This is a genomic window from Microbacterium sp. NPDC064584 (assembly GCF_040687315.1).
GTDB lineage: Bacteria > Actinomycetota > Actinomycetes > Actinomycetales > Microbacteriaceae > Microbacterium > Microbacterium lacus.
The window spans coordinates 171407-192719 of sequence record NZ_JBFBMZ010000007.1; the positions used below are offsets into that span (position 1 = coordinate 171407).

Sequence of the window (21313 nt, forward strand, 5' to 3'; positions counted from 1 at the left end):
GCCAGGCGGCGCGGATTTGGAGCGAACACCGGGGGTGCGTACACTGGGATACAGCCGAAGACCGCTGGTCATCGACGTGCGCGCAAGCGCATGACGATCGAAGCTCTGCAGTGCAGGGGCCCGCGCAGGTGTACGACACGAATCTCGTTCTGAGAATCCAGCTCCGTGCGCTTGCGCCGGAGCTTTTGTCATTCCGGGGCGAGATCCGATGAGCGGATGCCGTCGGCCGACGCCCCGGCACCCCGGAGCGTCTCGTACACACAAGGAGTGGCCATGGCGCAGAAGGATGCATCGGTCGCCGAGCTCACGAAGCATTTCGAGGACTCGACCGCCGTTCTGCTGACCGAGTACCGCGGTCTGACGGTTGCCCAGCTCAAGGAGCTGCGCAACAGCATTCGTCAGGATGCGGAATACGCCGTGGTGAAGAACACGCTCACCAAGATCGCCGCCAACAAGGCGGGGATCTCGTCGCTGGACGAGGACCTCAAGGGTCCCTCGGCCATCGCGTTCGTGCACGGAGACCCGGTCTCCGTCGCGAAGGGTCTGCGCGCCTTCGCCAAGGCACACCCTCTTTTGGTGATCAAGGGCGGCTATTTCGATGGCAACCCCCTCACCGCGGAAGAGGTCAACAAGCTCGCCGATCTCGAGAGCCGTGAAGTCCTGCTGGCGAAGCTCGCCGGTGCGATGAAGGCCTCGCTCACCAAGGCGGCCTATGTCTTCAACGCGCTGCCGTCGAAGGCCGTTCGCACGGTCGACGCGCTGCGTGAGAAGCAGGAGTCCGCGGCCTGATCTCAGGTCCCGGCATAGCAAAACCCCGAATCAAGGAGAATCATCATGGCAAAGCTCAGCACTGAGCAGCTGCTCGACGCGTTCAAGGAGCTCACGCTCATCGAGCTCAGCGAGTTCGTCAAGGCGTTCGAGGAGACCTTCGACGTCACCGCCGCCGCGCCCGTCGCCGTGGCCGGTCCCGCCGCCGGTGGCGCGGGTGCCGCCGCTGAAGAGGTCGAGGAGAAGGACTCGTTCGACGTCGTTCTCGAGGCCGCCGGCGACAAGAAGATCCAGGTCATCAAGGTCGTCCGCGAGCTCACCTCGCTCGGCCTCGGTGAGGCGAAGGCCGTCGTCGACGGCGCTCCGAAGGCCGTCCTCGAGGGCGCCAACAAGGAGACCGCTGACAAGGCGAAGGCCGCTCTCGAAGAGGCCGGCGCGACCGTCACGCTCAAGTAATCTCGTCCTGAGATTCACGAAGACCCCGGATGCTGCATCCGGGGTCTTCGTCGTCGGTCGGGGAGAAGCGGGGTGAGAGTCAAAGGCCGCTCTGCCGCCGGCCATCGATCGCGACCGCCGACGCGCGGGGGTCCAGCGCCGCGGTGGAATTGCGTACGACCAATTGGGACGTCATGCGCACGGTCTTCGGGGGCTGCGTCGGGTCGTCCAGGTGCTCCAGGAGCAGCTGCACCGCGACCCGCCCCTGCTCGCGCGGAGTCTGCCGCAGCGTGGTGAGGGCGAACATGTCGGCGAACTCGTGGTCGTCGATGCCGATTACGCTCAGATCGCTCGGCACCTGCACGCCGAGGCGCCCGGCGGCGATGATCGCCCCGATCGCGACCTCGTCGCACGTGGCGACGATCGCGGTGGGCCTTCCGCGCGCTTCCCCGAGCGCGTCCACGGCCGACGCATAGCCGCCCGGCAGCGTGACGTCGGAGTAGATGTGGCGGACGTGGTCGGACAGGCCGGCGGTCTTCATCGCATTGAGGTAGCCGTCCAGCCGGCGCCGGTCGACCTGCGCCCAGTGGGTGCTCAGCCCGCCGCCGATGAAGGCGATGTCACGATGGCCGAGTGCGATCAGATGCTCGGTCGCTCGGCGCGCGACATGGTCGTCGTCGATCTCGACCACGGTGGTCACGTTGCTCGATCCGACGACGCTCACGATCGGCCGGCCGATCGCGACGAGTCTGTCCAGCTCCTGGTGATCCGGTTCGAGTCCGACGGCGATCAGGCCGTCGAACCGTTTGCGGGCGAGGAAGTCCTCGAAGATCCGATTGCGTCCCTCGGTCCCGGGCTTCGCGTCGTACAGCGTGAGGTCCAGGCCCTGTGCCAGGAGCACCTGCTGGATCCCCTCAAGGACTTCGGCGAAGAACCAGCGGTTCACGTACGGCATCACCACGCCGATGTTCTGCGTCCGTCCGGTCGCGAGGCTCACGGCGCTCGTGGACGGTACGTAGCCGATCGACGCCGCGGCCTGATGGACGCGCTGACGGGTCTCCTCCGAGACGTAGCCGGTGCCCCCGAGCGCGCGGCTCGCGGTGGACTTGGAGACTCCCGCGAGTCGTGCGACCTCAGCGATGCCACTCACGTCCGTCACCGCCTCCGAGGCCGCTCTGCCGATCCGCACGCCCGTGCGGCTGGCGATCAGCATACGAGATCCGAGCGTTTCTGGGAACGGTTCCGGGGATAGAACCCATAACGATCGCCCGAGTTTGCAACGATCAGAGCGCATTCGAAGAACAACTGTTGTGTACCGGGGCGATTTCCCCTAGCTTGTGTGGAAGCGGTTCCCGAAGTGACCGCGACGCGGACACGCGTGAACTCGAAGAGGAGAAGCACACATGGGCATGTCACAGCGCAGACGTATCCTGATCCCGCTCGCCGCCCTGGGCGTCGCGGGCATCGCACTCGCCGGCTGCACCGGCGGGGGAAGCGACGGGGGCGGCGACAGCGGCGGCAGCGGTGGCGAGGTCACCATTCTGGGCGGGTTCACCGACGCCCAGGCCGAGGCCTTCCAGGCCGACCTTGACAAGTGGGGCGAGACGTCGGGCATCAAAGTCCGCTACGACGGCAACACCGACTTCCAGACTGCAGTCATCGCCCGCGCCACGGCAGGCAACCCGCCGGACATCGCGATCTACCCCCAGCCGGGCGTGCTGAAGAGCCAGACCCAGCAGCTGTTCCCGCTGGAGGACCTGGGCATCGATGTCGAGGCGATCACGGCGGACGAGGCGAACGGCCTCGGCGACATCGCCGTGGTCGACGGCCAGACCTTCGGCCTGCCGTACTCGATCAACGTCAAGTCGCTCGTCTGGTACAACCCGGCGGCCTTCGAAGCGGCGGGGCTCACCGTTCCGACGACCGATGAGGAGCTGACCGCAGTCCAGCAGCAGATCATCGACCAGGGCCTCGGCTACCCGTGGTGCGTGGGTCTCGAGTCCGGCGGCGCGACCGGATGGCCGGCCACCGACTGGCTCGAGGAGTACGTCCTCCGCTACGGCGGGCTGGAGGAGTACAACTCCTGGATCGCTGGCGACACGCTGTTCAACAGCCCGACGGTCAACAAGGCCGGCGACAAGGTCGCCGAGGAGCTGCTCACCGAGGGCAAGATCAACGGCGGCGGCCCGGCTGCGGCCACGACCGCCTTCCAGACCGCGGGCAACCAGCTCTTTGTCAGCGGGAAGGAGAACGGCCAGTGCTTCATGATGCGCCAGGGATCGTTCATCGCGGACTTCTTCCCCGACGACATCAAGGCGCAGATCCAGGAGGGCGACCTGTCGAACATCGACTTCTTCCAGCTGCCCTCTCCCGACGGGACCGACACCGCGATGCTCGGTGGTGGTGACCTGGTCGGCGCCTTCACCGACTCCGATGAGGTCAAGCAGGTCGTGGAGTACATCACGGGGAAGGACTTCGGCACGAACGGCTACGCCAGCCAGGCCATCTTCCTCTCTCCGCACAACGACTTCGACACCTCGAACTACACCACGGAGTTCCAGAAGAAGGCGCAGGAGCTGCTCGCTGCATCCACGCTGTTCGGCTTCGACGCGTCCGACCAGATGCCGGGTGAGGTCGGCGCCGGTACCGAGTGGAGTGAGCTGACCAGCTGGTTCGCCGGTCAGAAGACGATGGAGCAGGCCTTCGACGCGATCGACGCGTCCTGGCCGCGGTAATCCTCCGTCACCGCTCCGAGTGAGCGAACAAGGAGCGGCGCCGGTGATGTGCACCGGCGCCGCTCCCCACTAGCATCACATCAACCTCACAACGACGTCAGGCGGTATCGATGGCCATCTTCAGTGCACTCATATCCGTGGTCTTGGGCCTCGGTATCTCGTTCGTGATCTTCTGGCTCCTCAACTTCTTGGTCGAGCGAACCAACGACAAGACCAAGGCCCGGCTGCTGCCGTATGTCTTCCTGCTTCCGGTGATCGTGCTGGTCGCGGTCTTCCTGCTCTATCCGGCTCTGCGCACGTTTGTGGAGAGCTTCATGAAGCAGAGCCAGCGCCGCGGGGAGAGCGCGACATTCGTCGGCTTCGACAACTACATCTCGCTGTTCACCGACCCGAACTTCATCAGCGTCCTGATCAACAACCTGCTGTGGGTTCTGGTGGTTCCTGCCGCGACGGTGCTCGTCGGACTCCTGGTGGCGATCCTCACCGACCGTCTCGGCAAGCGGCGCGAGCAGTCGTTCAAGGCGATGATCTTCATCCCGATGGCGATCAGCGGCATCGCGGCGGCGGTCACCTGGCGCTTCATCTACTTCTACGCGCCGCCCGGAAACCCGCAGATCTACCTGCTCAACGCGATCTGGACGACGGTGACGGGGCAGGATCCGATCCCCTGGCTCACGATCGACGCGGCCCGGGTCAACAGCTTCCTGCTGATGTTCATCGTGATCTGGCTGCAGGTCGGATTCGCGATGGTGCTGCTGTCGGCGGCGATCAAGGGCGTGCCCGAGGAGACGATCGAGGCGGCGCGCCTGGATGGCGCGACCGAGCGGAAGACGTTCTTCCTCGTGATCGTCCCGCAGATCCGCGGCACCGTGCTCGCGGTGTTCGTCACGGTCACGATCTTCGTCATGAAGAGCTTCGACATCATCTACGCGATGACCGGCGGGCAGTACAACACGAGCGTCCTCGTGGTCGAGTTCTACACGCAGCTCTTCAGCTTCCAGAACCCGGGCAAGGCCGCGGCCGTGGTGATCGTCCTCATGATCGCCGTGATCCCGCTCATCGTGTATCAAGTCCGTAGCTACAAGTCGCAGGAGGAACTCCGATGACATTCGTACCGACTCCGATCGTCGATGAAGATGCGGGCAAGCGCGAGATCGTCGACACCCAGAAACGGGCGAAGAAGCTCAATAAGGACGGCACGGAAAAGGCGAAGCCGCGCGTCCTCATCACGATCATCATGGCGATCATCGCGATCGCCTGGCTGTTCCCGCTGCTGGGTCTGCTGATCACGAGCTTCCGCAGCAAGGCCGACGTCGACGCCAGCGGATGGTGGACGGTCTTCCTGAACCCGTTCGGTCAGGACTGGACCTTCGACGCGTTCTCGCAGGCCTGGACGGCGCTGGACGCCGGGACGACGTTCTGGAACTCCGTGGCGGTCACGGTGCCGGCGACGGTCCTGCCGGTCATGATCGCGGCCATGGCCGCGTACGCGTTCACGTTCTTCCAGTTCCGTGGCAAAGAGGTCTACTTCGCGATCATCCTGGCGCTCATGGTGGTGCCGATCCAGATCGCGGTGATCCCGATCCTGCAGCTGTTCGTCTGGTTCGGGAACACCACCGGCATCCAGATCATCGGGCAGTATCCGGCGGCGTGGATCGTGCACGCGACGTTCGCGATGCCGCTGGCGATCTACATCCTGCGCAACTACATGCAGACGCTGCCGAACTCGCTCATCGAGGCAGCGCGCGTGGACGGAGCGAGCCACTTCCAGATCTTCTGGCGGCTCATCGTCCCGATGTCGGTGCCGGCGCTGGCCTCGTTCGCGATCTTCCAGTTCCTGTGGGTGTGGAACGACTTCTTCGTGGCGTATCTGTTCATCCAGAGCGGTCCCAACCAGGTGCTGACCCAGGGGCTCTACACGCTCCTCGGTCAGTACGGTCAGGGCTGGCAGCGGGTCGCGGCGGGTTCGTTCATCACCCTCGTGGTCCCGCTGGTGATCTTCTTCGCGCTGCAGCGTTTCTTCGTCCGCGGTCTCACCGCCGGATCGGTGAAGTAAGCCGCACGAACGCGAAAGGCCGGGAGCGACGCTTCCGGCCTTTCGTCGTGGGCCTCAGTCGACGGCCACCGCCCGGTAGAGCACGGCCTGATCGGGGTGGATGCGGGGCGCGGCCACGCCGACGCGCGCGAGCACGTCTCCGCGGAACCGCGCGCCCGGGTACGACACATCCTTGCGCTGCGCGCGGTCCCAGTACTCCTGGGCGGCGAGCGCCTCCGCGTCGCTCGGCTCGCCCCACCAGCGCGGGGGGATGAGCCCGGACGGCAGCGGTCCGATGATCAGCGGCTGCAGGTGGTACGTGCGCTCCGGATCGAGGGCCCGCAGCTTGAGCCGAGCGGCGGGTTCGGGAACGGTGGTGTCCAGGAGAGCGGAGGAGAACAGGGCCTCGGAATCATCGGGCGCGATGATTCCGTGGACGATGACGCGAGGGTCGATCGTATCCATGCGCACGACCGTCCCGCCCATCAACAGCGCGCGATGCTCCTTGTGCAGGGCGATCCAGCGTCGCAGCAGAGTGAGCTCGGCATCCGTCGCCTCGTTCAGGTCCCACTCGATGCCGAGGTGCCCGAAGATCGCCGTGCTCGCCCGGAAGGACAGGTCCAGTCGCCGGCCGGTCGTGTGCGAGCGGTCCGACGCGATGTGGGCGCCGAGGTACTCGGGCGGTGCGAGTTGCACCGACCAGCGCATCATCGACTGCCGGTCGTGGGGGTCGCTGTTGTCCGAGACCCAGATGCGGTCCGTGAGCTCGAGCACCCCGAGGTCGACCCGGCCCCCGCCGGACGAGCACGACTCGATCTCCAGTCCCGGGTGCGCGTCCTTCAGCTCGCGGAGGAGTCGGTAGAACGCGAGGGTCTGCGCGTGCACGACCGGCCGACCGCCGTGCTCGCGGTCGCCGGCTTCGGTGAGGTCGCGGTTGTGATCCCACTTGATGTAGTCGATCGGGTACTCGTCCAGCAGCGCGAGCATCTGGGTCTTGACGTGCTCGTACGCACCGGGGGCGGCGAGGTTCAGGACGTGCTGCGCGCGCGATTCGACCGGCAGCTCGTCGCGCGCCGCCATGATCCATTCCGGATGCCGTCGGGCCAGGTCGCTGTCCAGGTTGATCATCTCGGGCTCGAACCACAGCCCGAACTGCATGCCCTTCGCCCGGACGTGGTCCACGAGCGGGTGCAGACCGTCCGGCCAGACGTCGGAGGCGACCACCCAGTCGCCGAGTCCGGCGCGATCGGTGCGTCGTGCGCCGAACCAGCCGTCGTCCAGCACGAAGCGCTCGATGCCGATGTCGGCGGCCTTGTCGGCCAGGGCGATCAGCTCGCCCGCGTCGTGGCGGAAGTAGACGGCCTCCCACACGTTCAGGGTCACGGGGCGCTCCGCCGGTCGGCCGGAGCCCACCGCGCGCAAGTGGTCGTGGAAGCGGTGGGCGACCTCGTCGAGCCCATCGCCGTACGAGCCGTACACCCAGGGCGTGACGTACTGCTCCGCCGCCTGCAGCACCACTTCGCCGGAGAGCAGCACCTCGCCGCCACCGAGGACCTGCTCGCCGGTGTACACGCGCTCGGCGTAGTGGCGGTGATTTCCGCTCCACGCGGTGTGCACCGCCCAGACCCGGCCCTTCTCGAAGCCGAAGCCGGCCTCGCCGGCGTGCAGCACGAACGCGCTGTCGGCTCCCGTGCGTCCGCGCCGGTTCTCCCGGAGATGGATGCCGGCCCGGAGCGGCCCGCGCTGCGGGAAGCGCTCGTAGTTGTGCTGGCCGGTGAAGTCCAGGAGCTCGGTGGCCTCTGCGGGGAGGGGGAAGGCCAACGAGACGTCGTCCACCGTGTAGGCAGCGTCCCGTTCGTTGCGGAGCGCCGCTCGTGCTCGGATGAGCCCGCTGTCCAGGAGTTCGAGCTCCAGCCGCAGCGACAGCTCCCCGCGGTCGTCGACGGCGTCGAAGACGAGGAGTCCGGCATCCGCCTGGACGAAACCGTCGACCCGCGCCCCGTCGAGCGTGAGCGCAGTCGTGCGGAACAGCGGCGACCAGCCGCGCCCCTGCGCCGAACCCGAGATGCCGGGCCGGCCGGTCCACCCGGTGTGGTGCTCGGGGAGGAGGGCGACGCGCGGCGGAGTGTCGACGTTGTTGGACCCGACGACAGGGACCGTCGCATCACTCAGGCTCGCCAGCGCGGTCTCGTCGAACTCCTCGAGCTGCTCGCCCCAGTGGACGATCGCGGGGAGCGCGCCGGCGCGGGCGTCGACGACGAGGGAGACGCCGGCGTGCGCGAGGTGGATCAGGGCATCGGGAGGGGTGCTCACAAGCGACCATTCTCCGGCATCGACCGCGCCACCGCACGGCCGTGCGGGTCATACAGTGTGATCCATGGATGCCGCCACCGACGTCGCCGCGGACGCGCCCCGCACCGATCCCGACCGCGGGCTCGCCCCGGGGGAGGTCGCGGAGCGTCAGGCGGACGGCCGCTCGAACGCCTTCACCGCCGATACGAGTCGCAGCGCATGGAACATCGTGAGCGCGAACGTCTTCACGCTCTTCAATGCGATCGTGGGCGGCTGCTTCCTCGTGCTGCTCCTGCTCGGCCGGTGGCAGGACGCGCTGTTCGGCCTCGCGGCGTTCGCGAACGCGATCATCGGGTGCGTCCAAGAGTTCCGGGCGAAGTCCAAGCTCGACAGGCTGGCGCTGCTGAACGCCCCCCGCGCCCGCGTCCGGCGCGACGGCGTCGAGGTCGAGATCGCCCCGGGCGACGTGGTGCAGGACGACATCCTGGTCCTCCGGGCCGGGGACCAGGTGCCCGCGGACGCGGTGGTCGTCCGCGCCCGCGCACTGCAGATCGACGAGTCCATGCTCACCGGCGAGTCCGACGCGGTCGACAAGAACGACGGCGACGAGGCGCTGTCGGGCTCGGTCGTCGTCGCGGGGGAGGGCGATGCGCAGGCCACCCGTGTCGGAGCGGATTCGTACGCGAACAGGTTCGCCGATGAGGCCAAGCGCTTCTCGATGGTCGCCTCCGAGCTGCGCACCTCGATCGACCGCGTGCTCACGTGGGTCGGCTGGGGCATCGGGCCGATCGGCCTCCTCGTGCTCAACGCCCAGATGATGGTCGCAGGCGGCTGGGTACAGGCCTGGCAGAGCGGCACGTGGGTGCAGGCGGTCGTCAACACGATCGCCTCACTCACCGCGATGATCCCGCTGGGCCTCGTGCTCGTGACCTCGATCGCGTTCGCGGTGGGGGCCGCGAAGCTCGCGGGCCGCCAGGTACTCGTGAACGAACTGCCCGCGGTGGAGGGGCTCGCCCGCGTGGATGTCATCTGCCTCGACAAGACGGGCACGCTCACGGGCGGCGAGATCGCATTCGACGACGCCCACGCGCTGGACGTCACGGCTCCCGGGTGGGAGAAGACGCTCGCCTGGTACGGCGCCGCCCCGGACGCGAACGCGACGGCGCGCTGCCTCCGCGACCCCTTTCCCGTGTCCGCGCCCGAGGCGGTGGCTGCGTACATCCCGTTCTCGTCCGCCCGGAAGTGGAGCGCCGTCTCCTTCGCGGGTGCACCCGGTACGTGGGTGCTCGGCGCGCCGGAGATGGTGTTCGGGGATGCCGCGAGCGACGTCACCGCGGAATTCGGGCGTACCGTCGTCGAGCGCGCGTCGTCAGGTCGGCGCACGCTCGTCCTCGGCTTCACGCCCGCGAGCCTCGACCCGGGCGATGTCGACGCAGAGCGCCTGCCGGACGGAGTGGAGCCGGCGGTCGTGCTCACCTTCCGCGAGCAGGTGCGGCCCGATGCGCGGCAGACACTGTCGTACTTCGGCGAGCAGGGGGTCGGCATCAGGATCATCTCCGGCGACAATCCGCGCACCGTCGCGGCCATCGCCCGCGAAGTGGGGCTGGATGTCGCGGACGGCTTCGACGCGCGGATGCTCCCCGAGGATGATGCGGCGCTCGCCGAGGTGCTCGAGGAGCACACCGTCTTCGGGCGGGTGACCCCCGAGCAGAAGAAGCGCATGGTGCTCGCGCTGCAGTCGCGCGGGCACGTCGTCGCGATGACCGGCGACGGCGTGAACGACGCTCTCGCGATCAAGTCGGCCGACATCGGCATCGCGATGAACTCGGGCGCGGCGGCCACGAAAGCCGTCGCGCGTCTCGTGCTGCTGGACGGGCAGTTCTCGCACCTTCCCGATGTCGTCGCAGAGGGGAGGCAGGTGATCGCCAACATCGAGCGCGTCTCGATGCTGTTCCTCACCAAGACGGCGTACGCCACCGGACTCGCGGTCCTGTTCGGGATCCTCGTGATGGAGTTCCCGTTCCTGCCGCGTCAGCTCTCGATCACCGACGGCCTGACGATCGGCATCCCGGCGTTCTTCCTCGCGCTCATGCCGAACACGCAGCGCTACGTCCCGGGGTTCCTGCGTCGGTCGCTGAGCTTCGCGATCCCGTCCGGCCTCATCATCGCGATCGCCCTCACCCTGTACACGCGGGGTGCGATGGCGCTCGGCGTCGACGAGCCTCAGCTGCGCACGGGGTCCACGATCATCCTCGCGATCGTCGGCATCTGGGTCCTCACCGTGCTCTCGCGGCCGATCAACCGGTACAAGGCGGTCGTGATCGGCGCGATGTTCATCGCGCTCATCGCGATCTTCACGATCCCGCTGTCCACCGAGTTCTTCCAACTCGTGGATCCCGGCGAGGAGTGCGCCTACCTCGTGACCCTCGTCACGATCCTCACGATCGGCGCGATCGAGATCGTCCGGTTCTTCCACCGGCGCTACGTGGCGCGCATCCTCAGCGGAAGTAGCGCGACCCCGGCGGTGTCCAGACGGCGAGGCCGATGAAGGCGTAGAGCGCCACTTCGGCGATCGAGGTCCAGTCCCACGTGTCGGCCGTGACGATCGTGACGATGTGCAGCACCGTCTGGATCACCAGGTAAATCGTCAGGAGAAGACGCGCCCCCGGGCGGCCCCGCGCGATGCCCGAGGCGACGGCGACCGTGAGGAGTCCGAAGAGGATCACGCCGGCGCCGAGCAGCGAGACGGGCAGGACCTCCGCCCTGTCGACCTGGTACCGGCTGAGCAGGACCAGGATGCCGATCGCGACGCTCACGAAACCGCTGAGGTAGACGAGCACGACAGCGACGCGCACCAGCAGCGGCTGGACCTTCACGGTGGGTGCGGCGTCGCTCACCCGATCACTGTAGCGAGGCGGTGCACCCCAAGCGCGCCTGCATCGCGGTCATCGCGTCGATCTCGGCCGTCTGGCCGGCGCGCATCGCCTCGGCGACCTGACGCACGCGCTCGACCGAGCCCAGGTCGATCGCCGCCTGCGCCATCGGGATCGCTCCCTCGTGGTGGCGGATCATGAGCTCGAGGAACAGGCAGTCCGCCTCGGAGCCGGTCGCCGCCGCGAGGGCGTCGAGCTCGGCATCCGTCGCCATGCCCATCGCGGCCCGCGCCTCGTCGTCGCTGAGGGCGGATCCGCCACCGCCGTGCTCGTGACCGCCGGGAGCCCCGCTCATCCACGCCATCATGGGGCCGCCGGATTGCGGCAGCCCCCACTGGACGAGCCAGTCGTACATCTCGCCGCGCTGCCCGGCTTGCCCGGTCGCGATGTCGTACGAGAGCACGCGCAGCTCGTCGTCCTCGGTCTTGCGGTAGATCTCCATCGCCATCGCGATCGCCTGTGCGTGGTGGACCTGCATGTCGCGCGCGAAGCCCGCATCAGCGGATGCCGTGCCCGGGGTCGCCGGCACGGAGCCGAACGTCGAGAAGCGGCCGACCGCGAAAGCGAGACCGCCGATCGCGAGACACGCCAGCACGATCGCGAGCCAGCGCGGCAGCGACGAGCGGGGGGCGTCCTCGGACGTCATGCGCTACTGCTTGCCGGGGGCGTTCAGTGCACCCGAGCAGGAGGCGTTGGGCTCCGGGGCGTTCTGGCTGCGCCAGTAGGCCGAAAGGAATTCGGACACGCGTGCGTCATCGGCGGAGTCGAGCTTCAGCTGGGCGTTCCATGCGCTCATCACGATGGGGGAATCCAGGCCCTCGTACGGCGAGAGCACGATGTAGGAGGAGGGCAGTTGGGCCTTCAGGGCGTCGAGTTCGGCGCCGGCGACCTGCTCGGCGTCGTACGTGATCCACACCGCGCCGTGCTCGAGCGAGTGCACCGCGTTCTCGTTCGGCACGGGCTGGTCGTAGATGCCGCAGTTGAGCCAGATCGCGTTGTGGTCCCCACCGGTCGGCGGGCTCTGCGCGTAGTCGACGGAGCCCTCGACGTGGTTGGCGGTGTTCTCGAACGTCTCCACACCCTGGATCGACGATCCGTCCCCGTCGCCCGGCTGCAGCGTCGGCGCCTGCGCCGGAGCGAACACGATCGACGCGATGATCGCGGCGACCACGCCGACGGCGACCACCGAGCCGACGGTCCACCAGACCACCTTGCCGCGCCGGCGCTTCGCGAGCTGCTTCTGGTACTCGACCAGCTTCTCCTGGCGCTTCTGCTCGCGCTGCTGCTTGACGGTCTGGTTGATCTGGGCCTGGGTCGCGGGGTTGCCGCTGGTCTTCTTGTCGGCGGGGCGCGGGGGTGTCGGGGTCATGGATCTGATCTCGGCTCGGGCGCCCTGAAGGCGGCTCGGAAGGTAGGCACATCCTATGCGAGCGCATACGAGAGGGGGCTGTGAGGAAGGGGCCTGTGTCCGGTATCATGGGAGTTCGAATCGATTCGACGACGCTCTGTCGCGATTCCCGCCGCACCTCCGGCACCCCCCCCCGTCACCCGCGCTGCCACGAAACGAATCCCTGTGCTCGATACCGCCTCCACGCCCACCCAGAAGCCGCACGTCCCCCGCACGACCGGTGCGATCCGCACGCTCGGGAGCAACCCCGCGACGGCGCCGATCATGCTGCATCCCGGGGATGCCATCACGCACCGCCGCCGGGTGCTGTACATCGTGCTGCTCGGCGCCCTCACGGCGCTGGGGCCGTTCACGATCGACCTGTATCTGCCGGCCTTCCCGGTGCTGGAAGAGGACTTCCAGACCACCGCCGCCGTGATCCAGCTCACGCTCACCGGGACGATGGTCGGCTTCGCACTGGGCCAGCTCATCGTCGGACCGCTCAGCGACAAGGTGGGTCGCCGCGTTCCGCTCCTCGTGGTGACGGCTCTGCACGTCGTGGCGAGCACGGCGGCCGCACTGGCCCCGTCCATCGAGCTCCTCATGGTGGCGCGCGTCGGCATGGGAATGGGCGCGGCCGCGGGCGGCGTCGTCGCGATGGCGATCGTCCGTGACCTGTTCGGCGGAAAGCGCCTCGTGGTCATGCTGTCGCGCCTCGCGCTCGTCTCGGGCGTCGCGCCGGTCGCCGCGCCGCTGGTCGGATCGGCGCTCCTGGCCGTCATGCCGTGGCGCGGCATCTTCGTCGTGCTCGGAATCTACGGAGCCGTCCTGCTGGCCTGCGCCATCTTCGTGATCCCGGAGACCCTGCCCAAGGCCCGGCGCAGCGACAAGGGCAGCACGACCGTGCTGCAGCGTTACCAGAGCGTGCTCCGCGACCGCGTCTTCATCGGAACGCTCGTGATCGGGGCGATGACGTTCAGCGGTCTGTTCTCCTACCTCTCGGCATCCTCGTTCCTCTTCCAGCAGTCGTTCGGCTTCGACGCTCAGCAGTACGGACTGCTGTTCGCCGCGAACTCGCTCGGCGTCGTCACCGGCGTGCAGTTCGCCTCCCGGCTCGCCGCGCGCTTCGGACCCCAGTGGGTGATGGCGTACTCCACCGGCGTGCTCGTCGTCTCCGCGGCCGCGATCATCGTCTTCGACCAGTTGGGCTTCGGCCTCTGGGGAACGGTGATCCCGCTGTTCTTCTTCATGACGGCGTGCGGCTTCACGTTCCCGTGCGTGCAGGTGCTCGCCCTCGACCGCCACGGCAAGGCGGCCGGTACGGCCGCGTCGCTCATCGGAGCGACGAACTTCGGCATCGCGGGCGTCATCTCGCCCGTGGTCGGCTGGATCTCGCGCGATGCGGGCATCACGGCGACCACGATGGCGGCGGTCATGTTCGGGTGCGCCGTGATCGGCGTGATCGCCCTGTGGGCGATCGTGCGGCCCAGTACGGTCGCGATGCTCACTCCCTGACGGAGACGACGCCCCGCCGGCGACCGGAATCAGCGGGAGCGTCGGGAGCATACACGGTCGTGACCGTGCGCCGCGGCCCGCGATTTCTGCGGCGATACCGGCCAGAATGGGCGGATGACGACGGTTGACAGCGCGCGCGCGGAGAATCTGAATCGGCCGCTGCTCTTCGGGGTGGGGGCGCTGCTGCTGCTCGCGGCCGCGGGCCTGGGCACCCTGATCTATTTCCGCACCGAGACGTTCGACGTCGACGTGTGGTGGAACGGGATCCTCGCCGCCAACGACGTGCCGTTCCTGGACACCTTCTCGTACGTCATGAACTTCATCGGCGCCGGATGGTTCGGCGTCTTCGCGATCCCGATCGTGGCGACCGTGGCACTGCTGCTGCTGAAGCGGCCGTGGTCCGCCGTGTTCTTCATCGTCGCCGAGGTCGCCGCGGCGGGCGTCGTCCAGGTGCTCAAGCACGTGTTCGGCCGCGCGCGTCCCGAGGAGATCATCGTCATCTCGGACTTCGGATCCTTTCCGTCCGGTCACGTCGCGAACGCGGCGACGCTCGCGACCGCCGCCTTCATCCTGTTTCCGCGGCTCGTGATCGCGCTCGTCGGGGTCGCGTACATCCTCCTCATGGCGCTCAGCCGCACGGTGCTGCACGCCCACTGGCTGACCGACACCATCGGCGGCGCGCTCATCGGGATCGGCGTCGTCCTCATCGTCGCCGGGATCTTCGCGCCGAAGCTGATCCAGGAGCGGCCGAGCAGGCAGAAGACGGTCGAGTCCGCCCCCGCGCCGCCTCAGTAGGCTGTGCGCATGAGTGCCGCCGAGCCCGTCGATCCGTCCGTCGCCGCAGCCGAAGCGGAGCTCGCGAGGCTTCGCGCAGAGGCCGAGGCAGCTGAAGCGCAGCTGAAGGCGGCGCAGGCCCGGGCAGCGCTCGCGGCCGCCGAAGCCGCGGCCGCGAGGGCGGCGGCCGCACCGGCGGGGCAGGCGACATCGACGTCCCCGGAGCAAGCCGCGCCCGCAGCGGACGTCCCGCCGGCCCCCGCGGAGTTGCCGTCGACACCCGCGGCGGAGGCTGCACCGCAGGCAGTGCCCGCCGGGCCGCTGAGCCCCGAGCAGGTGCAGACCGTGATCACGGGGTACACCTTCGCGGCGGAGACCCTCGACCTCGGCGCGCTCATGAACGGGGATGCCGTTCCCGATGCGCAGATCCGCATCCCGCTCGGCATGATGAACCGTCACGGCCTCGTCGCGGGAGCCACCGGGACCGGCAAGACCCGCACCCTTCAAGGGCTCGCCGAGCAGCTTGCGGCCAAGGGCGTCCCGGTTTTCGCCGCCGACATCAAAGGCGACCTCTCCGGGGTCGCGACACCGGGCGAGTCCAGCGAGAAGCTGCTCGCGCGCACCAGGGCGATCGGGCAGGACTGGTCGCCGGCGGCATCCGTCACGGAGTACTACGCCCTCGGCGGTGTCGGCAAAGGCGTGCCGGTCCGCGCGACCGTGTCGGGATTCGGTCCGCTGCTGCTGAGCAAGGTCCTGGGGCTGAATGCCACACAGGAGTCGAGCCTCGGGCTCGTGTTCCATTACGCCGATGCGAACGGTCTCGCCCTCGTCGACCTGTCCGACCTCCGGGCGGTGCTGACCTACCTCACCAGCGCCGAGGGAAAAGCGGAGCTGAAGAACCTCGGCGGTCTTTCCGCCGCGACCGCGGGCGTGATCCTGCGCGAGCTCATCACGTTCGCCGACGGAGGGGCCGACGTGTTCTTCGGCGAGCCCGAGTTCGACGTGCGCGAGTTCCTGCGCACGGCGCCGGACGGGCGTGGCATCGTGAGCCTCCTGGAGGTGCCCGGCGTCGCCGACAAGCCGGCGCTGTTCTCGACGTTCCTGATGTACCTCCTCGCCGAGCTGTTCGAGCTGCTCCCCGAAGTCGGCGACCTGGACAAGCCGAAGCTCGTGTTCTTCTTCGACGAGGCGCACCTGCTGTTCCGGGACGCCTCCAAGGACTTCACCGCCGCGATCGTCCAGACCGTCCGCCTCATCCGCTCGAAGGGCGTCGGCGTCTTCTTCGTGACGCAGACCCCGAAGGATGTCCCGTCCGACGTGCTGGCGCAGCTGGGCTCACGCGTCCAGCACGCGCTACGCGCATTCACCCCCGACGATGCGAAGGCGCTCCGCGCCACGGTGGGCACGTACCCCCGGTCGGGCTACGACCTCGAGCGCGTCCTGCAGGAACTCGGAACCGGTGAGGCGATCGTGACCGTCATGAGCGAGAAGGGCGCGCCCACTCCCGTCGCCTGGACACGTCTGCGCGCCCCGCAGGGACTGATGTCGCCGACGCCGGACGCCGCGATCGACGCCGCCGTGGCGGCATCCCCTCTGCTGCCGAAATACGGCACCCCGATCGATCGGGAGTCCGCCCGCGAGATCCTGACCGCCCGGATGAACGCGGCGAACGACGCCGCGGCGGCGCAGGAGGCGGCGCTGGCCAAGGCGAAGGCGGATGCCGAGTACGCGAAGCAGCAGGCGGCGATCGACAAGGCGAAGGCCGCAGCCGACAAGAAGGCGCAGGCCGAGTACGAGCGGCTGCTCAAGAAGACCGCCGGCACGAGTCGCACCTCGCGGTCGAGCCAGAAGTCGCCGCTCGAGCAGATCCTCGGTTCGAAATCCACGCAGACGATCCTCAACGGAGTGATCCGCGGCATGTTCGGCACCGGCCGGCGCTGACGCGTCGGAACGCGCGGGGAAGCCCGGGGGAGGCATCGAGGCGCGGATCGCCCGCGCGTAGCATGGCGGGTATGGCGACGAAGCCCCCGAGGGATGACATCGACGAGAGCCGGGTGCACGTCACCGGGCGCAAGAAGGTCGCCGTCGGTGTGCCCGCCGTGCTGCACGCCCTCAAGATCTCGAACGATCAGATGGGCGTCGCGCGCAGCATCCAGACCCTGCTGCAGGTCAATCAGAAGGACGGCTTCGACTGCCCGGGCTGCGCGTGGCCCGAAGAGGACAAGCGGCACATCGCGGAGTTCTGCGAGAACGGGGCGAAGGCCGTCGCCGAGGAGGCGACGATCCGTCGGGTGACGCCGGAGTTCTTCGCGGAGCACCCGCTCGATGCGCTGCGCGCACACGATGACTGGTGGCTCGGTCAGCAGGGACGGCTCACCCACCCCATGATCCTCGAGGAGGGTGCCACCCACTATCGGCCGATCTCGTGGGATGCGGCGCTCCGCGATATCGCGGACGCCCTGCGCGGGCTCGACGACCCGAACGAGGCGACGTTCTACACGTCGGGCCGCACCTCGAACGAAGCGGCCTTCCTGTACCAGCTGCTCGTGCGTGGGTTGGGGACCAACAATCTGCCCGACTGCTCGAACATGTGCCACGAATCCAGCGGGTCGGCGCTCGTCGAGACCCTCGGCATCGGCAAGGGCACCGTGTCGATCGACGACATCCACCAGGCGGACCTGCTGATCGTCGCGGGGCAGAACCCCGGCACGAACCACCCGCGCATGCTGAGCGCCCTCGAGAAGGCCAAGCGCAACGGCGCGACGATCGTGGCGGTCAACCCGCTGCCCGAGGCCGGCCTCATGCGGTTCGAGAACCCGCAGACGCCGCGCGGCGTGGCCTTCGGAGGGACGAAGCTCGCCGACGAGTTCGTGCAGATCCGCCTCGGCGGCGATCAGGCGCTTTTCCAGGCGATCGGCAAGCACCTGCTCGAGGCGGAAGAGCGCGACGGAGGTGTTCTTGATCACGACTTCATCGATGCGCACACCACCGGGTTCGGCTCTTACGCCGCGGCGGTCGCGGCGGTGCCGTGGCGCGAGCTCGTGGCCGCGACCGGTGTGCCGGAGAAGGCGCTGCGGCGCGTCGCGGAGCGCGTGCGGACCTCGACGGCCACGATCGTCTGCTGGGCGATGGGGCTCACACAGCACAAGCACTCCGTCGCCACGCTCCGTGACGTCGTGAACGTGCTGCTGCTGCGGGGCGACATCGGCCGCCCGGGTGCGGGCGTCTGCCCGGTGCGCGGTCATTCCAACGTGCAGGGCGACCGCACGATGGGCATCTACGAAAAGCCGGCCGAGCACTTCCTGCAGTGGCTCGACGATGAGTTCGCGTTCCACGCCCCCCGCAAGCACGGCTATGACACGGTCGAGGCGATCCGGGCGATGCGCGACGGCAAGACGCGGGTGTTCATGGCGATGGGCGGCAACTTCGTCAGCGCTACCCCCGACACGAACGTCGTCGAGGCGGCGCTGGGCAACGTCGATCTGACGGTTCAGGTCTCGACCAAGCTCAACCGATCGCACGTCGTCACGGGAAAGCGGGCGATCATCCTGCCGACGCTGGGCCGGACGGATCGCGACGTGCGCGGGGGAGCGGAGCAGAGAGTGACGGTGGAGGACTCGATGAGCGCCGTGCACGCCTCGCGCGGTCGCCTCGCGCCACCGTCCGACGACATGCTCAGCGAGGTCGCGATCGTGGCGCGCCTGTGCGCGATGGTCTTCGACGGGCGCGAGAACGTGCCGGATGCCGACTGGGCGGCCCTCGAGCGCGACTACGCGCGGATCAGGGAGCACATTTCGAAGGTGGTGCCGGGCTTCGACGACTTCGAGGAGAAGATCGCCAAGGGGCGCACCCTCTACCTGCCCAATGCGCCGCGCGACGATCGCCGTTTCGCAACAGACTCCGGCAAGGCCGTGTTCACGGCGAACCCCCTCGAGTACCCGTTCATCCCGCAGGGGCGGCTGCTGCTGCAGACCCTCCGTTCGCACGATCAGTACAACACCACGATCTACGGCAAAGACGACCGCTATCGCGGCATCCACGGCGGGCGCCGGGTGATCATGGTGAACGCCAAGGACATCCAGAAACTGGGGTTCACCGAGGGTGAGATCGTCGACCTGGTCTCGGAGTGGCGCGACGGCGTCGAACGCCGCGCCGAGGAGTTCCGCATCGTCGCGTACTCGACCCCGCGGGGCAATGCCGCCGCTTACTATCCCGAGACGAACGTTCTCGTGCCGCTCGACTCGGTCGCCGACGTGAGCGGAACCCCTACCTCGAAGTCGGTGATCGTCCGGCTGGAGCGGCGATCGGCCTGATCAGTCGTCCTCGCGCCAGCCGTTCGCGCACGAGGTGATCGCGGAGACGGCTCTGCGAACCTGCTCGGGCGAGCCGCCGGCTCTTCCGGCGGCGAGACCGGCGACGAATGCGCTGAGTGGTGCGGCTGGCCGGGCCACGCCCACCGCCACATCCCGCGCGAGGTCGAGGATCAGCGGAATGGGGATGTCTTCGGGGCTCAACCCGAAGAGCCGGCGCAGCTCTTCCGCCCACGCGTCCAGCGCCTCCGGCGGCAGTCTCTCGCTCACGGCTCCTCCTTCGTGTCTCGGTCTCGTCGTGCCTCGTTCAGATCGTCCCACGTGTCGATGTCGAAAGCGACGGCATCGGATGCCGCGACCGCCGTGATCGCCAGGCTGCCGAGCAGGCTGCGCACGGGGGCGTTGCGGCCGGCATCCGGGATCGTCGTCGCCGCCGCGCGGAGCGCATCGGTGCGATAGACGCCCGTGAGCCACTGACGGCGGCCCTCGGCGTCTTCGAGGCAGACGCCGTCCGCCATGTCGGGGGCGGCGAGAAGCACGCGTACCGCGTCGGCGACGCGCGGAAGGTCGCACGCCAGGACGAGCACCCGCGGCGCGGCGACGAGCGGGAGTGCCGTGACGATCGCCGCTGCCGGTCCACCGAACGGCGGCTCTTCGCGCACCCAGGTGAGGTCGGCGTGGGCATCGTCTGCCGGGCCGACGACGATGATCGGGTCGCACCCTGCGTCGAGCGCGGCGCCGAGGGCGGCGTCCAGCAGCGTCCGGCCGCCGACCTCGAGCAGCGGCTTGTGCACGCCGCCCATGCGGGAGCCGCGGCCGCCGGCCAGCAGGATCGCCCCGATGCCGCCGGCGTTCATGAGAAGAGCATGACCTCGACGGTGTCGCCGGGGCGGATCTCGTCGGTCCCGACCGGGACGACGGCGTAGCCTCCGGCCCGGGCGAGTCCGCCAGCCCGATGCGACCCGCGATCGGTCGCCGGGGCGACTCCGCCGTCGGTGACGACGATGGGAAGGTATTGGGTGCGCCCGTGCGGCGACCGCCAGCCTTCTGTGGCGGGGAGGCGCAGCATCCGCCGATCGATGTGCGTGCGCCCCTGCATCGCGAGCAGAGCGGGTCGCACGAACACCTCGAACGAGACCGCCGCGCTCACCGGATTGCCCGGCAGGCCGAACATCAGTGGGTCGCCCGCGGCGAAGCCCTGCGGTCTGCCGGGCTGGATCGCGACCTGCACGAAGGTCATTTCCGACACCGAGGTCTTGACGACCTCGAAGGCGCCCGCGCTCACGCCGCCCGAGGTGATGATCGCATCGGCGCCGTCTGCGGCGGCGGCGGCGATCGCGCTGCGGAGATCGGCATCGACGTCGCCGACCGTGGTCTGCGTGATCACATCCGCTCCCGCTTGACGGGCGAGCGAGGCCAGCAGCAGAGAGTTCGACTCGGGGATCTGCCCGCGACGCAGGGGTGACCCTGCGGGCACGAGTTCATCACCGGTCGCGATGACCGCGACCCGGGGTCGGCGACTCACGGTCACCTCGGCGACGCCGGCGGCCGCGATCGCCGACAGCTGCAGCGGACCCAGCTCGACACCCGCGGGGACGAGTTCGGTACCGGCGGTGCAGTCCTCGCCGCGACGCCGGATGTGCGCGCCGATGTCGCGCGGCGCCTCGACGACCTGCGCGATCCGGAGCGAGTCGGCCAGTCCGCCGACGGTCGCCTCGAAGGGCACGACGGTGTCGGCGCTCGCCGGCAGCGGCGCACCGGTCATGATGCGCACGGCCTCGCCCGGGCCGAACGGCGGGTCGAGCGCGCTGCCGGCGGGCAGGTCGGCCACGACACGGAGCGAGACGGGGGATGCCGCGCTCGCCGCCGCGACGTCGGCGAAGCGCACCGCGAAGCCGTCCATCGCCGAGTTGTCGAAAAGGGGCAGATCGACGGCGGCGTGCACGGCAATTCGGAGAGTCGTTCCCAGCGCGTCGGACAGCGGGACCGTGTGCCGGTCGAGCGGGCGCACAGCGGCGAGGATGGCCTGCTGGTGCTGTTCGACCGTGATCACGGCGTCGCCGGAGCGGAGACGACGGGGTCGACGCTGTGTTCGGATGCCATGGGTTTCAGGCTAGCGGCCGCCGCCG

Annotated in this window: 18 protein-coding genes; 10 read left to right on the forward strand and 8 right to left on the reverse strand. The window is 68.7% G+C overall.

Annotated features, from left to right (window positions below; genetic code table 11):
- The first annotated feature begins 273 nt into the window (after window positions 1-273).
- Both rplJ and rplL read left to right on the forward strand, forming a co-directional pair.
- Window positions 274-789 carry a 50S ribosomal protein L10 gene (gene rplJ, locus AB0P18_RS11755; protein ID WP_344055394.1) on the forward strand — a complete coding sequence of 172 codons (516 nt, stop codon included), beginning with the start codon at window positions 274-276 and terminating at the stop codon, window positions 787-789.
- A gap of 45 nt (window positions 790-834) precedes the next feature.
- Window positions 835-1224 carry a 50S ribosomal protein L7/L12 gene (rplL, locus tag AB0P18_RS11760; RefSeq protein WP_179434199.1) on the forward strand — a complete coding sequence of 130 codons (390 nt, stop codon included), beginning with the start codon at window positions 835-837 and terminating at the stop codon, window positions 1222-1224.
- Window positions 1225-1303: 79 nt separating this feature from the next.
- On the opposite strand, the gene AB0P18_RS11765 is transcribed toward rplL, so the two are convergent.
- Window positions 1304-2353, reverse strand: a complete 1050-nt coding sequence (locus tag AB0P18_RS11765) for a LacI family DNA-binding transcriptional regulator (protein WP_363360195.1) — start codon at window positions 2351-2353, stop codon at window positions 1304-1306.
- Between the two features lie 253 nt (window positions 2354-2606).
- On the opposite strand from AB0P18_RS11765, the gene AB0P18_RS11770 reads away from it, so the two are divergent.
- The 3 genes from AB0P18_RS11770 (at window position 2607) to AB0P18_RS11780 (ending at window position 5994) form a co-directional block, all read left to right on the forward strand.
- Window positions 2607-3938 (forward strand): ABC transporter substrate-binding protein, encoded by a 1332-nt coding sequence (locus tag AB0P18_RS11770; protein WP_363360160.1) that lies wholly within the window; start codon window positions 2607-2609, stop codon window positions 3936-3938.
- A gap of 110 nt (window positions 3939-4048) precedes the next feature.
- Window positions 4049-5044: a sugar ABC transporter permease gene (locus tag AB0P18_RS11775; protein ID WP_363360161.1), complete on the forward strand. Its 996-nt coding sequence runs from the start codon at window positions 4049-4051 to the stop codon at window positions 5042-5044.
- Window positions 5041-5994, forward strand: coding sequence for a carbohydrate ABC transporter permease (locus tag AB0P18_RS11780; RefSeq protein ID WP_363360162.1), 954 nt, complete (start codon window positions 5041-5043; stop codon window positions 5992-5994). Before AB0P18_RS11775 ends, AB0P18_RS11780 begins: the two co-directional genes overlap by 4 nt.
- Before the next feature lie 54 nt (window positions 5995-6048).
- Here the strand turns inward: AB0P18_RS11780 and AB0P18_RS11785 are convergent, their stop codons facing one another.
- Window positions 6049-8286 carry an alpha-galactosidase gene (locus AB0P18_RS11785; RefSeq protein ID WP_363360163.1) on the reverse strand — a complete coding sequence of 746 codons (2238 nt, stop codon included), beginning with the start codon at window positions 8284-8286 and terminating at the stop codon, window positions 6049-6051.
- 64 nt (window positions 8287-8350) lie between these two features.
- Here AB0P18_RS11785 and AB0P18_RS11790 point away from each other — a divergent pair, with 64 nt between their 5' ends.
- Window positions 8351-10813, forward strand: coding sequence for an HAD-IC family P-type ATPase (locus AB0P18_RS11790; protein WP_363360164.1), 2463 nt, complete (start codon window positions 8351-8353; stop codon window positions 10811-10813).
- Here AB0P18_RS11790 and AB0P18_RS11795 read toward each other — a convergent pair.
- The 3 genes from AB0P18_RS11795 to AB0P18_RS11805 are packed head-to-tail and all read right to left on the reverse strand — an operon-like array spanning window position 10764 to window position 12567.
- Entirely contained in the window at window positions 10764-11162 is a 399-nt protein-coding gene (locus AB0P18_RS11795; RefSeq protein WP_363360165.1) for a hypothetical protein, read from the reverse strand. The genes AB0P18_RS11790 and AB0P18_RS11795 overlap by 50 nt on opposite strands.
- 4 nt (window positions 11163-11166) lie before the next feature.
- Window positions 11167-11844, reverse strand: coding sequence for a DUF305 domain-containing protein (locus AB0P18_RS11800; RefSeq protein ID WP_344055385.1), 678 nt, complete (start codon window positions 11842-11844; stop codon window positions 11167-11169).
- Window positions 11845-11847: 3 nt separating this feature from the next.
- Window positions 11848-12567 (reverse strand): DUF3105 domain-containing protein, encoded by a 720-nt coding sequence (locus tag AB0P18_RS11805; RefSeq protein WP_363360166.1) that lies wholly within the window; start codon window positions 12565-12567, stop codon window positions 11848-11850.
- Between the two features lie 303 nt (window positions 12568-12870).
- Between AB0P18_RS11805 and AB0P18_RS11810 the strand changes: the two genes are divergently transcribed.
- From AB0P18_RS11810 to AB0P18_RS11825, 4 genes are all read left to right on the forward strand, one after another.
- Window positions 12871-14100 (forward strand): multidrug effflux MFS transporter, encoded by a 1230-nt coding sequence (locus AB0P18_RS11810; RefSeq protein ID WP_363360196.1) that lies wholly within the window; start codon window positions 12871-12873, stop codon window positions 14098-14100.
- 114 nt (window positions 14101-14214) lie between these two features.
- Window positions 14215-14895, forward strand: coding sequence for a phosphatase PAP2 family protein (locus AB0P18_RS11815; RefSeq protein ID WP_363360167.1), 681 nt, complete (start codon window positions 14215-14217; stop codon window positions 14893-14895).
- A gap of 9 nt (window positions 14896-14904) precedes the next feature.
- Window positions 14905-16815 carry a helicase HerA-like domain-containing protein gene (locus tag AB0P18_RS11820; RefSeq protein ID WP_363360168.1) on the forward strand — a complete coding sequence of 637 codons (1911 nt, stop codon included), beginning with the start codon at window positions 14905-14907 and terminating at the stop codon, window positions 16813-16815.
- Window positions 16816-16886: 71 nt separating this feature from the next.
- On the forward strand, window positions 16887-19187 hold the full coding sequence (locus AB0P18_RS11825) for an FdhF/YdeP family oxidoreductase (protein WP_363360170.1): 2301 nt from the start codon (window positions 16887-16889) through the stop codon (window positions 19185-19187).
- Here the strand turns inward: AB0P18_RS11825 and AB0P18_RS11830 are convergent, their stop codons facing one another.
- From AB0P18_RS11830 to glp, 3 genes are read right to left on the reverse strand one after another with little or no spacing between them, the layout of a single operon-like run.
- Window positions 19188-19454, reverse strand: coding sequence for a DUF6457 domain-containing protein (locus AB0P18_RS11830; protein ID WP_363360171.1), 267 nt, complete (start codon window positions 19452-19454; stop codon window positions 19188-19190).
- Window positions 19451-20041: a molybdenum cofactor guanylyltransferase gene (locus tag AB0P18_RS11835; RefSeq protein ID WP_363360172.1), complete on the reverse strand. Its 591-nt coding sequence runs from the start codon at window positions 20039-20041 to the stop codon at window positions 19451-19453. The genes AB0P18_RS11830 and AB0P18_RS11835 overlap by 4 nt, the downstream gene beginning before the upstream one ends.
- On the reverse strand, window positions 20038-21237 hold the full coding sequence (gene glp / locus AB0P18_RS11840; protein WP_363360173.1) for a gephyrin-like molybdotransferase Glp: 1200 nt from the start codon (window positions 21235-21237) through the stop codon (window positions 20038-20040). Before glp ends, AB0P18_RS11835 begins: the two co-directional genes overlap by 4 nt.
- Window positions 21238-21313: the final 76 nt, after the last annotated feature.